The sequence below is a fragment of the Polynucleobacter sp. AP-Kaivos-20-H2 genome (assembly GCF_018882215.1).
Taxonomy (GTDB): domain Bacteria; phylum Pseudomonadota; class Gammaproteobacteria; order Burkholderiales; family Burkholderiaceae; genus Polynucleobacter.
This window is the reverse complement of sequence record NZ_JACVOX010000003.1, coordinates 338,231-350,859: the sequence shown is the minus strand read 5'-3', so window position 1 is coordinate 350,859 and position 12,629 is coordinate 338,231. Positions and strand designations below refer to the sequence as shown.

The window sequence follows — 12,629 nt, the reverse complement described above, 5'->3', positions numbered from 1 at the left end:
TTTGCTTTCTTGACTAGCTACTGTGTTTACTTACTTCGCCAATGCGGCTTTTACCAAGCCAGATACTTTACCCATATCTGCTTTGCCAGCCAATTGACCTTTAAGTACGCCAATGACCTTACCCATGTCCTGTGGGCCTGCAGCGCCAGTCGAAGCAACGGCAGCAGCCACCGCAGCCTCTACTTCAGCATCAGATAACTGGGCAGGCAAATACGTTTGCAAAATCACCATCTCGGCAGCTTCAATCGCCACTAAATCATCGCGATTGGCTTTCTCAAACTGAGAAATCGAATCTTTACGTTGCTTAATCATTTTTTCAACTGTTGCGATCACGCCAGCATCGTCAACCACAATGCGCTCATCGACTTCGCGTTGCTTAATCGCTGCCAACAAAAGACGAATCGTTCCAAGGCGCTCAACTTCTTTAGCGCGCATAGCGTTTTTCATATCTTCGGTAATTTGATCTTTTAAAGTCATGGCTTGATTCCTAATGTTGAATATATCTAGCTGTATAGCTATCTAGTTGTATTTGGCAATTCAAAAAGCAAAAACCCGCTGCGTTTCACCGTCAGCGGGTTTCAAAGCCTCTCGGTGAGGAGAGCTTTTAATTCTATTAGTAAAGCTTCTTAGGCAACATTTGGCTGCGAATACGCTTGTAATGGCGTTTAGCAGCTGCAGCCTTTTTGCGCTTACGTTCAGCCGTTGGCTTCTCGTAGAACTCGCGTGCACGCAAGTCTGTCAAAAGGCCATTCTTTTCAATGGTGCGCTTGAAACGGCGCAATGCCACTTCAAATGGTTCGTTTTCGCGGAGGCGGACTGTAGTCATACTTATTTAACTCGTATATGCTCGATAGATATCGAAAAATTAACTGAATTGCGATTCTAGCACGGCTAAGTAAAAAAATGATTGTTTTAGGAATAGAAACTTCTTGTGACGAGACCGGGGTGGCTTTATACAACACCACGCCTTGGGAAGAGGGTAAACCGGCCTTCCAGGGCATATTGGGCCAGGGTCTGCACTCTCAAATCGCCATGCATCGGGACTATGGGGGCGTTGTCCCCGAATTAGCCTCCCGCGACCATATTCGTCGTGTTTTACCCCTCTTAGACCAATCCTTAACCCAATCTGGCCTCAAATTGGCTGATATTGATGCAGTGGCATTCACTCAGGGCCCCGGATTAGCTGGCGCCCTCCTGGTAGGAAGCGCTTTTGCTAAATCCCTAGCGCAAGGTCTTAATTTACCGTCTATAGGGGTACATCACCTCGAAGGACACCTACTTTCCCCACTTTTAGGGCAAACCGCCCCTCAATTCCCCTTTATCGCCCTGCTGGTATCTGGTGGCCATACGCAACTCATGAAGGTCTCAGGAATTGGTCAATATGAGCTGCTTGGCGAAACCTTGGATGACGCGGCGGGAGAGGCCTTTGATAAGACGGCTAAATTACTAGGCTTGGATTACCCGGGTGGTGCAGCTATTTCTAAGTTGGCAGAACTAGGTCGCCCAGGTATTTTTGATTTACCTAAACCCATGCTGCACTCTGGTGATTTAGATTTTTCTTTCTCGGGATTAAAGACGGCCGTCCTCAATCAAGTGAAAAAGTTTGCAGAAAAAAATATTACGAATCCTTCAGAGGTCGCACAATTTCATGCGGATCTTGCTAGAAGTTTTGTGGACTCCATCGTGGCAGTTCTTGTCAGCAAGTCCGAAAAAGCACTCAAACAAACGGCTTGCAAACATTTAGTGCTCGCAGGTGGCGTTGGTGCCAATTTACAACTACGTGCCGCACTCAATGACAAAGCGAAACACAATGGTTTTGAGGTACATTACCCACCGCTTGAACTCTGCACCGATAACGGCGTGATGATTGCTTTTGCTGGGGCACTTCGCATGATCGAAAAAAATAATGGCTCCACAACATCTGGAGCCTTTGACATCAAACCCCGCTGGGATTTGCAAAGCAATAATCTGAAATAGATTTACTGCCTATCTGAATTTGCCTATTTCTGATGGCTAATTCTGGCGAATGCGCTGTGGTTGTGAATAGATTCAAAGTTCTCAGCCTCAACCACAAAAGAGCGAATACGCTGATCTGCCTTGAGATTGCCGGCCACGTCACGCACTAAGTCTTCTACGAACTTCGGGTTGCTATAAGAATGCTCAGTAACCCATTTCTCATCAGGACGTTTCAGCAATCCCCACAATTCGCTAGATGCCTCACTCTCAGCAGCAGCAACTAAATCTTCCACTGTCATCTGCGTTTTGGAATCTAATGCCACAGTCATAGTGACATGTGAACGTTGATTATGAGCGCCGAACTCAGAAATCTCTTTTGAGCAAGGGCACAAACTCATTACTGGAACTTGTGCACGCAAACCCAATTCAATATCAGCGCTACCTGTTGTATTTTGCTTGGCTGTTGCCATCCAGGTCACTTCATAATCCATCAAACTTTCCACACCAGAAACCGGTGCTGCTTTTTTAACGAAGTGCGTGTAAGTAAATTGTACGTGGCCTTCTTTAGCATCAAGCAAAGGCAACATATCGCGCACTAAGGCAACAATGGTGGTGCTATCCACGGCTGCATCTTGTTTTTGGAGAAGCGCCATGAATCGAGACATGTGTGTACCCTTTACATGCGCAGGCAATGCCACATCCATCTCAAAAGTTCCAACCGATGGAAAGTTACCCGTCTTGCTGCGAATGGTCAGAGGATGACGTACGCCACGAATACCAACCTGCTCAATAGGCAGTGCGCGCTCATCCAAAGTGGATTGCACGTCAGGCATTGCGCTGGCTTTCAGAAAGGCGGGATTCAAGTCATTCATAGCTCTATTTTCAGGCAAAACGGGCTTATTTGCCTACCAGCGCTGAATTTACAGTCAATATTGCTGGAAAACGCTGTTTGATGGAGTTGGCAATACCCTCAACATCCAAGCCACACTTGGTCATCAGCAGACTGTAGTCACCATGCTCGATAAATTGATCGGGAAGACCTAATTGCAAGAGGGGTTTATGAATACCGAGATTCGAGAGCGCTTCTAAACAAGCGCTACCAGCACCGCCAGCAATAGCCCCATCCTCAATCGTCACAAAATAATCATGATCGGCTGCTAACGATTGGATGAGATCCACATCGAGCGGCTTCACAAAGCGCATATTGGCCACTGTTGCATTAATCCCTTCGGCCACTTCGAGCGCTGGGTAGAGCAAGGTACCAAACGCCAATATCGCCAAGCGTTGACCAGCAGGCGCCGTGGATTTGCGACGAATCTCACCTTTACCAAATGGCAGAGTGCGTAATTCTTTAGACGGAATAGCGCCAATACCTGCGCCACGCGGGTAGCGCACTGCGCTTGGATGTGGCTGATGAAAAGCAGTCGTTAATAAGTCACGACATTCAGATTCATCTGCTGGAGTCATCACCAGCATATTCGGAATACAACGCAAAAATGGAATGTCATAAGCGCCGGCATGGGTAGCGCCATCAGCACCAACGAGACCAGCGCGATCTAATGCAAACAACACCGGTAAATCCTGTATCGCTACATCATGAATAAGTTGGTCATACGCGCGCTGCAAGAAAGTGGAGTAAATAGCCACTACTGGTTTCATGCCTTCACATGCCATACCGGCTGCAAAAGTGACCGCGTGCTGTTCAGCGATACCGACGTCGTAGTAACGCTTAGGGAAACTCTTCTCAAATTCAACTAAGCCGGAGCCCTCTCGCATGGCTGGAGTAATGCCAACCAATAAAGGATCTGCATGAGCCATGTCGCATAACCACTCTCCAAATACTTGAGTAAACGTTTTTTTGCTGGCGGCTGATTTTTTGACGCCCTCTTCAGGATTAAATTTACTAGGGCCGTGATAGAGCACAGGATCAGCCTCAGCTAATTCATAGCCTTGACCCTTTTTAGTAACCACGTGCAAGAACTGGGGCCCGCGACCTTCTAAAGCCAAGCGACGCACGTTCTGCAGCATCGGAATCAAAGCATCTAAATCATGACCATCAATCGGGCCAAAATAATTAAAGCCAAACTCTTGGAAGATTGTCGATGGAGAAACCATTCCTTTGGCGTGATCTTCAAGGCGTTTAGCAAATTCACGCAAAGGGGGCGCAATTGATAAAACGCTATCAATGCCTTTTTTTGTCGCCGAATAAATATTGCCACTAAGTAATCTAGCCAGATGGCGATTGAGGGCACCCACGGCAGGCGAGATCGACATGTCGTTGTCGTTCAAAATCACTACCAGCGGCAAGTCGTCATACACACCAGCATTATTCATGGCCTCAAAAGCCATACCGCCGGTCATCGCGCTATCGCCAATGACTGCTACAGCGACATGGCGCTCGCCTTTGGTTTGAAACGCACGCGCCATACCCATTGCTGCAGAAATACTTGTAGATGAATGACCGGTACCAAAAGCATCAAACTCACTTTCAGAGCGATGTGGAAAGCCTGATAGGCCCTTGTGCTGACGCAAGCTACCCATACGCTCACGACGACCAGTCAGAATCTTATGTGGGTAACTTTGATGTCCAACATCCCAAACAATGCGATCGTGCGGGGTATCAAATACGTAGTGCAAAGCAATAGAGAGCTCCACCGTTCCCAAGTTGGACGACAGATGTCCACCCGTCTTGGATACAGAATCCAAGACAAACTCGCGCAACTCATCAGCTAAAGCTGGTAGCTCTTCGCGGGAGAGCTTTTTAAGATCGTCGGGGGAGTTAATGGAATATAAAGTCATTGAACCTAAATAATCTGTACTGATGAATTTCTCTTATTGCTCTTATTGATCTCTTACTTGCCGCGATTGACAACCAAGAGAGCTAAATCTTTTAATGCTTGTGCAGATGCACCAAAACTATCTAAGCTTGCGATTGCTGTTTCTTGCAACTCTTTAGCCTGCTTCTGTGCATAGTCTAAACCCATCAAGGTCACATAGGTCGGCTTATTGGCAGCAGCATCCTTGCCAGCTGTCTTACCCAAGGTTTGACTATCCGCAGTGGCGTCCAGCACATCATCCACAATCTGAAAGGCCAATCCCAGGGACTTTGAATAACTTTTCAAATGCGCCATTTGCGTTAGATTTAGGTAGGCAGCAATACCGCCTAATTCCACAGCGCATGACAACAAAGCTCCTGTTTTCATAGCATGCATTTGCTTTAGACCATCCAGGTCTAATTTCTTGCCAACACTTTCTAAATCAATTGCCTGACCACCCGCCATGCCGCGTGAGCCAGAGGCAGCCGCTAATGCAGAAATCATGTTGAGGCGAACTTGCGTATCACCATTTGCATTGGCCAAAATTTCAAAGGCGCGGGTTTGCAGTGCGTCACCAACGAGTAATGCTGTTGCCTCATCAAAAGCTTTGTGCACTGTCGGACGACCGCGACGCAAGTCATCATCATCCATGCATGGCAAATCATCGTGTACCAATGAATAAGCATGAATACATTCAATTGCTACAGCCGCAGCATCCAATGATTCGCTACTTTCGGCATTATTGCCAAGTTGGCCTGCGGCATAAACCAATAAGGGACGAATACGCTTGCCGCCACCTTGCGCTGCGTAACGCATAGCCTCATGTAAACGATGCGGCGTAGTTTGCGCGGAATCGAGCAAGCGATCTAACGCCAACTCAGTTCGCTCGGAATGAGAAGCAATCCACTCCTGAAATTGAAAAGCAGCGCCCAATTAAGCCTCGAACACTCGAACTTGTTGCTCAACCTGGGCCAACATTCCCTGACAATGTTTAAGCAAGGCTGCGCCACGTTGATAGGCTAACAAGGTTTCTTCTAAGGAAAATTTGCCAGATTCCATATCCGAAATGAGCTTTTCAAGCTCTTTAACGGCTTGCTCATAGCGCAAATCGGGGTCAATTTGGACCTCGAGACCAGGTTTTTGACTTTCTGACTTCTTGGCTGGCATAAGCTATTTCCCTCTAATTTCCCACACGGATAGCCCTATATATTAAAGCGAGAAGCCGTTTGGATGGGTATAATCGACCCCTTCCTTTCCAATATCGATCCGTCGATGGTTGGATTGGTTATTCCGCTTAGCTTCGGCTGACGTTTTCGGGGGTGGGGAGAATGACTAATCTGGCTACCGCGCAGAAGCTTGCGCCGTCCAATTTGCAATTGCCGGTTTCGGCCTATTTTGACGCTGACCTGTATCAGCGAGAAATTGAACTGCTTTTTAAGCAGGGTCCTGGCTATGTTGGTCACGAACTAATGGTGTCCGAAATCGGCTCCTATCAAACCTTAAGCGCAGAAAACGAAGGCCGCATCCTTGTTCGCAATGAGTCTGGCGTAGAACTTCTTTCCAATGTTTGTCGCCATCGTCAAGCATTGATGCTCAATGGTCGCGGTAAAGCCGACAATATTGTTTGCCCACTACATCGCTGGACTTATGACTTAGGCGGCAATTTATTAGGCGCCCCTCACTTTGAAGATAAGCCTTGTTTAAATCTTGGTAAGTCCCCGCTACAAAATTGGCAAGGCTTGTTATTTGAAGGTCCACGCGACGTACGCACTGACCTCGCCAAACTAGGCGTTGCAGATGATCTCAAGTTTGAAGGTTACATTCTTGACCATGTTGAAGTGCATGAATGCAACTACAACTGGAAAACATTCATCGAGGTTTATCTCGAGGACTATCACGTCGTGCCATTTCATCCAGGTCTTGGAAAGTTTGTTTCTTGCGAAGATCTGCACTGGGAGTTTGGTGATTGGCATAGCGTTCAAACCGTGGGCATTCACAAAGATTTACAAATTCCAGGCTCACCAACCTATCGCAACTGGCATGAAGCTGTACTTCGTCAATTTGACGGCAAAGCCCCACGCCATGGTGCTATTTGGCTTACTTACTATCCCAATGTCATGGTGGAATGGTACCCAGGCGTTCTGTGCGTATCAACACTGCACCCAATGGGTCCTGGTAAAACGCGCAATATTGTTGAGTTTTACTATCCAGAAGAAATTGCTTTGTTTGAGCGTGAATTCGTGGAAGCAGAACGTGCTGCCTATATGGAAACTTGCATCGAGGATGATGAAATTGCTGAGCGCATGGATCAGGGTCGAGCAGCCCTACTTGCCCGCGGCATTAATGAAGTAGGCCCATATCAAAGCCCAATGGAAGATGGCATGCAACATTTTCATGAATGGTATCGCCGCGTTATGAACTTCGAAGGCGCATAATCAAGACAGGCTTTACGGTTTTATTAATATCCCTCATCACAAAAAATAGGAAGCATCATGACTCCTCTAATCTCAGCTAACCAGTTAGAAGAAATCATTAATAGTGGTGAAAATGTATTGCTCTGTGATTGCCGCTTTGATTTAGTCGATCCACTGATCGGCAAAAAATCCTACGAAGAAAGTCATATTCCTGGTGCCATTTATGTAGACCTCGATCAAGATCTTTCAGGAAGCAAGACTGGCACGAACGGCAGACATCCCTTGCCCAGTCCAGAAGGCTGGGCTCAAACTAAAACGCGCTTGGGCATCAACCCCAATACCTTAGTAGTTGCCTATGACAAACAAGGCTCTGTGTATGCCAGTCGTTTGTGGTGGATGCTCAAGGCAACAGGGCACGCAAATGTTCGGGTACTAGATGGCGGCTTAGATTCTTGGAATGGTCCTATGGGTTCTATTCCAAGAGCGCCTACCCCTTGCGCCGAAGCCATTGGAGTGATGCCTTATGCGGGGCTGGTTCTAGTTGATGAAGTGGTGGCTAATCTAGAGACAAAGAAAAACAAAATTATCGATGCACGTACTGAAGATCGCTTTCATGGTCAAAATGAAACGCTGGATCCAGTTGGCGGGCATATTCCGGGGGCGATGAATCGCTTCTTTAAAAATAATCTCAATGCGACTGCATTCAAAACTCCTGAGCAGTTATTCAAAGAATTTTCAGAATTCCTCGGGACCACTAAGGCCTCTGAAGTGATTCATCAGTGCGGATCTGGCGTCACCGCTTGCCACAACCTTCTAGCGATGGAGCTGGCTGGCTTTAAAGGCTCACGCCTGTATGCAGGTAGCTGGAGCGAATGGTGCGCAGACCCCAAAAGGCCTGTTGAACTTTAAAGCTTGTTAGTGCAATAGAGACAGCAGGATTACAAACCCTACGCCACAAGCAATCAAGACCATCTGACGTAAAGACTCGACCCAGTGTGGGCGACGGTGCATTTGCGGGATGAGATCACTCACCGCAATATAAATAAAACTACTAGAAGCGACCACCAATAAATATGGCATCGCTGCGTGTGCTTTTTCCAAGAAGAAATAAGCCAATACGCCACCCACTACTGCTGATAAACCGCAGATAAAGTTGTACAACAAGGCTCGTGTGCGAGAAAAGCCAGCATTTAACAAGACAATGAAATCGCCGATCTCTTGCGGGATTTCATGGGCAATGATGGCGATGGCGGTAAAGATACCCACTTGATAGTCGGCCATAAAGGCTGCAGCAATCAAGATGCCATCTACGAAGTTATGAATGCCATCCCCAACCAAGATCATCCAGCCACTACGCCCAGCATTTTCTGCATCATGCCCATGGTGGTGGTGGTGACCATCACCTTCGTGATGGTGGTCGTGTCGCAATAATGCGATCTTCTCAAGCAAGAAGAAACCCAATAACCCAGCAAGCAAAGTAGCAAATAAGAACTGAGGTTTTGCACCTTCCATGCTAAATGCCTCAGGCAAGGAGTGGAGCAAAGCGGTTGCTAGCAAAATGCCGACCGATAGGCTCACCATATTGTTGACCATCTTGGAGAGCATGGCCAAAGAACAGCTTGCAGCCACCAAGACGCTAGCAGTTCCCGCTAACGCAGTCACTAGGAGGATGCTTTGTAAAACAGTCATCGCGCTTACACCACTCCGTTTTTCTTAAACCAGGCAATACATTTTTCCCAACCATCTTTCGCAGGGCCTTCACGATAGCTAGCACGGTAATCAGCATGGAATGCATGGGGGGTATCTGGATAAACCACAAATTCACAAGCCTTGGCAACAGGATTCTTGGGAGCAGCCTGCGCCAAAGCGGCGCGCATTTGATCAATACTCTCCAAAGAAATTCCGGTATCAGCAGCGCCATACAAGCCGAGCACCGGCGCTTTTAAATCAGCAGCAATATCTACAGGGTGTTTGGGGCTACCCTCAGTCTTCTCGCCGATGAGACGACCGTACCAAGCTACACCGGCACGCACCTGGGGTAAGGTTGCGGACAACCAAGTAATACGTCCGCCCCAACAGAAGCCAGTAACGCCGACACGCTTCAAGTCACCGCCATTTTTGCCGGCCCACACTAAAGCAGCTTGCAGATCGTTTAAGACTTGAGCATCCGGAGTCTTAGCCACAATATTGGATTGAATTTCGGCAATAGTGCCGTAAGTATTGGGGTCGCCTGCACGAGTAAAGAATTCTGGGGCAATCACAAGATATCCCAACTTCGCAAAACGCCTTGTGACGTCCGCAATATATTCGTGTACACCAAAAATCTCGCTCGCCACAATAATGATGGGCAAAGAGCCTTTAGCTTTTTCAGGTCGTGAGACATATGCGGGCAACTGAAAGCTGCCTACGGGAATCATCTGCTCGCCAGCTTTGATGCCTTTGAAATCGGTTTCAATAGCCGCAGCCATCACAGGCTCAGAGGCTCCCACAAATCCAACCCCAATAGCAGTCGCACCAATTGCAGATGTTTTTATAAAATTGCGTCGACTATTTTGAATGTCTTTACTCATTACCTGGTCTCCTGGCTTGCATTTCTCATTAAATACTTAGTGCGCCTCTTCCCAATTATCGCCAATCCCAATACTAACCACCAAAGGCACCTTTAACTGGGCGACATTGCACATCAAACCAGGTAATTTAGCTTGCACTAGTTCAAGCTCATCAAAAGGCACATCTAGAACCAACTCATCATGCACCTGTAGTAGAAGCTTAGTCTTGAGCTGCTCTTTTTCAAGCCAATCCTCAACTGCGATCATGGCCAATTTGATTAAGTCAGCTGCGGTACCTTGCATTGGAGCATTAATTGCTGCCCGCTCAGCACCTTGGCGTCGCGGACCATTAGAGCCCTTGATCTCTGGCAACCAAAGACGTCGCCCAAAGACCGTCTCTACATAACCATTCTCTCTTGCTTCGAGACGGGTGCGCTCCATATATTGAGCCACCCCAGGATAACGATCGAAGTATTTAGCAATATAGTTTTGCGCAGCAGAGCGCTCAATGCCCAAGTTGCCAGCCAATCCAAAAGCGCTCATACCGTAAATCAGGCCAAAGTTAATGACTTTGGCGTAACGACGTTGCTCAGAATTAACATCATCCAATGGGATACCAAAAATCTCTGCTGCAGTTGCCTGATGGACGTCTTTACCCTCTTTAAATGACGTTAAGAGATTTTCATCTTCGGCAATATGCGCCATGATGCGCAGCTCAATTTGGGAGTAGTCCGCCGACAATAATTTGCATCCGTCTGCTGGAATAAAGGCCTCACGAATACGACGACCCTCTTCTGTGCGCACTGGAATATTTTGCAAGTTTGGATCGCTTGATGCCAGGCGACCTGTGACTGCAGTAGCTTGAGAAAAGTTTGTATGAACGCGACCCGTCTTGGGATCGGCCATGCGAGGAAGCTTCTCAATATAGGTGGACATTAGCTTTGCCAAACTGCGGTAATCCAAAATACGCGCAGGCAAGGGATAGTCTTCCGCTAACTTCTGCAACACTTCCTCATCGGTAGAGGGTGCACCTGAAGGCGTCTTTTTAATTACCGGAAGCTCAAGTTGTCCAAATAAAATTTCTGCGATCTGCTTAGGTGACTGAATATTAAAGGGCTGTCCTGCTAGCTTGTGAATTTCGCCTTCTAACTCAAGCAAACGTTTACCCACCTGCTGGCCTTGTTTGGACAACAATGCTGAATCAATCCGAATGCCGTTACGCTCCATGATGCCGAGCACACGCATAGCGGGCATCTCTACCTTTTCATAGATATAGAGCAGGCCTGAGTTTTCCTGAATCTGTGGCCACAACTCCAAATGCAGACGCAAAGTAATGTCGGCATCTTCTGCCGCATAGTCTGTTGCAATTTGGAGATCGACTTGATCAAAACCAATCTGGTGGACACCTTTGCCGCACACCTCTTCATAGCGAATGGTTTTCATGCCCAGATGACGTTCAGCCAAGCTATCCATATTGTGGGGCATGTGTGACTCAAGCACATAAGACTCCAGCAAGGTGTCAAATGCCACGCCCTTTAAGGTAATGCCATAGTTTGCAAAAATATGGGCGTCGTACTTTAAGTTTTGACCCACCTTTAAATGCGTTGCGCTCTCTAACCAAGGCTTCATGCGCGCGAGTACTAGGGCACGATCAAGCTGCACCTCACCGTTGCGGTGAGCAACTGGAATGTAACAAGCTTCGCCCGGCTTTACTGATAAAGAAATCCCAACCAGTTCTGCCGCAAGCGCATCAAGACTAGTAGTTTCCGTATCAACTGCCGTTAATTCAGATGCCTCAATCTTCTTTAGCCACTTCTCTAAACTTACCTCGTCCACTACGCATTCGTAGTGACGCTCGACCGCATCTTGTGAGTCTCGAGTTTCTTGTGACAAATCTCTAGTCGGCGAACTAGCAATCACGCGCATCTTTTTTTCATTATCTGCTCCGCCCTCAGAGGAAGAAATTGGGCTACCTGCCAAATCAAAGCTTGCTGGCTCAGCCATACTATCCGGGCTTGTGAGCTGCTTTTCTACATCACGCAACCAAGTCTTAAATGCATAGCGCTCAAATAATTCACGCAATAAAGGAGCATCTTCAGACTTGGCATGCAAGTCGTCTAAACCTGGTAAATGAGGCGATAAATCACAGTCGGTTTTTACCGTAATGAGTTGACGAGCTTGCGGCAACCAGGAAAGCGTAGCACGCAAGTTTTCACCAACTACGCCTTTAACTTGATCGGCATTTGCCATCAAGTTATCGAGATTACCAAATTCCGCCAGCCATTTATTGGCTGTCTTTGGTCCCGCCTTCGGAACACCTGGCACGTTATCAACGGTATCGCCGATGATGGATAAATAATCCACAATCAATTCTGGTGGTACGCCAAACTTTTCTTTGACACCTTCAATATCGAGCTTTTCATTTGTCATCGTATTGATGAGGGTGACTGAAGGATTTACCAATTGCGCCAAATCTTTATCGCCCGTGGAGATGATAGTTTCCCAACCCGCTTGCGTAGCTTGGCAAGCCAAAGTTCCAATCACATCGTCCGCCTCAACACCGGAGACCATCAATACGGGCCAACCTAAAGCCTTCACCATGGCATGAATTGGCTCAATCTGTTTAACCAAATCCTCAGGCATGGGGGAGCGATGCGCCTTGTATTCTGAGTACATTTCGTCGCGAAAGGTCTTCCCTTTAGCATCAAAAACACAGGCAATATGGTCGGCCTTGAGCTCAGATCTGGCCCGGCGCATCATATTCACCATGCCATAAATAGCCCCAGTGGGCTCTCCAGCCCCATTTCTGAGGTCTGGCATAGCGTGGAAGGCGCGATAGAGGTAGCTAGAACCGTCTACCAACAAGAGTCTATGTTTAGTCATACCGCAATCGT

The 12,629-nt window shown here is 47.4% G+C and carries 12 protein-coding genes; 3 read left to right on the top strand and 9 right to left on the bottom strand.

Annotated elements, in window-relative coordinates:
* Nucleotides 1-30: 30 nt before the first annotated feature.
* Together ICE89_RS10295 and rpsU are read right to left on the bottom strand one after the other, a co-directional pair.
* Nucleotides 31-477 (bottom strand): GatB/YqeY domain-containing protein, encoded by a 447-nt coding sequence (locus ICE89_RS10295; protein WP_216262666.1) that lies wholly within the window; start codon nucleotides 475-477, stop codon nucleotides 31-33.
* Between the two features lie 136 nt (nucleotides 478-613).
* A complete protein-coding gene (gene rpsU, locus ICE89_RS10290) occupies nucleotides 614-826 on the bottom strand; it encodes a 30S ribosomal protein S21 (protein ID WP_011903537.1) in 213 nt (70 codons plus the stop codon).
* Nucleotides 827-903: 77 nt separating this feature from the next.
* Between rpsU and tsaD the strand changes: the two genes are divergently transcribed.
* Nucleotides 904-1,977, top strand: a complete 1,074-nt coding sequence (gene tsaD / locus ICE89_RS10285) for a tRNA (adenosine(37)-N6)-threonylcarbamoyltransferase complex transferase subunit TsaD (RefSeq protein ID WP_216265809.1) — start codon at nucleotides 904-906, stop codon at nucleotides 1,975-1,977.
* Between the two features lie 23 nt (nucleotides 1,978-2,000).
* On the opposite strand, the gene folE2 is transcribed toward tsaD, so the two are convergent.
* From folE2 to xseB, 4 genes are read right to left on the bottom strand one after another with little or no spacing between them, the layout of a single operon-like run.
* Nucleotides 2,001-2,828, bottom strand: coding sequence for a GTP cyclohydrolase FolE2 (gene folE2, locus ICE89_RS10280; protein WP_216262668.1), 828 nt, complete (start codon nucleotides 2,826-2,828; stop codon nucleotides 2,001-2,003).
* A 25-nt stretch (nucleotides 2,829-2,853) separates the two neighbouring features.
* A complete protein-coding gene (gene dxs, locus ICE89_RS10275) occupies nucleotides 2,854-4,755 on the bottom strand; it encodes a 1-deoxy-D-xylulose-5-phosphate synthase (protein ID WP_216265808.1) in 1,902 nt (633 codons plus the stop codon).
* 53 nt (nucleotides 4,756-4,808) lie between these two features.
* Complete coding sequence (locus ICE89_RS10270) at nucleotides 4,809-5,705, bottom strand: polyprenyl synthetase family protein (RefSeq protein ID WP_216265807.1); 897 nt, start codon at nucleotides 5,703-5,705, stop codon at nucleotides 4,809-4,811.
* Nucleotides 5,706-5,939 (bottom strand): exodeoxyribonuclease VII small subunit, encoded by a 234-nt coding sequence (gene xseB, locus ICE89_RS10265; protein WP_072582862.1) that lies wholly within the window; start codon nucleotides 5,937-5,939, stop codon nucleotides 5,706-5,708.
* A gap of 161 nt (nucleotides 5,940-6,100) precedes the next feature.
* On the opposite strand from xseB, the gene ICE89_RS10260 reads away from it, so the two are divergent.
* Nucleotides 6,101-7,207: an SRPBCC family protein gene (locus ICE89_RS10260; protein ID WP_216262671.1), complete on the top strand. Its 1,107-nt coding sequence runs from the start codon at nucleotides 6,101-6,103 to the stop codon at nucleotides 7,205-7,207.
* Nucleotides 7,208-7,264: 57 nt separating this feature from the next.
* Nucleotides 7,265-8,095 (top strand): sulfurtransferase, encoded by an 831-nt coding sequence (locus ICE89_RS10255; protein ID WP_216265806.1) that lies wholly within the window; start codon nucleotides 7,265-7,267, stop codon nucleotides 8,093-8,095.
* 6 nt (nucleotides 8,096-8,101) lie between these two features.
* Here the strand turns inward: ICE89_RS10255 and ICE89_RS10250 are convergent, their stop codons facing one another.
* From ICE89_RS10250 to polA, 3 genes are read right to left on the bottom strand one after another with little or no spacing between them, the layout of a single operon-like run.
* Nucleotides 8,102-8,875, bottom strand: a complete 774-nt coding sequence (locus ICE89_RS10250) for a ZIP family metal transporter (protein WP_216262673.1) — start codon at nucleotides 8,873-8,875, stop codon at nucleotides 8,102-8,104.
* Nucleotides 8,876-8,880: 5 nt separating this feature from the next.
* The gene (locus ICE89_RS10245; RefSeq protein ID WP_216262674.1) at nucleotides 8,881-9,756 is read right to left on the bottom strand and encodes a dienelactone hydrolase family protein; all 876 of its coding nucleotides are present in this window, start codon (nucleotides 9,754-9,756) and stop codon (nucleotides 8,881-8,883) included.
* 36 nt (nucleotides 9,757-9,792) lie between these two features.
* Nucleotides 9,793-12,618, bottom strand: a complete 2,826-nt coding sequence (gene polA / locus ICE89_RS10240; RefSeq protein ID WP_216265805.1) for a DNA polymerase I — start codon at nucleotides 12,616-12,618, stop codon at nucleotides 9,793-9,795.
* Between the last annotated feature and the right edge of the window lie 11 nt (nucleotides 12,619-12,629).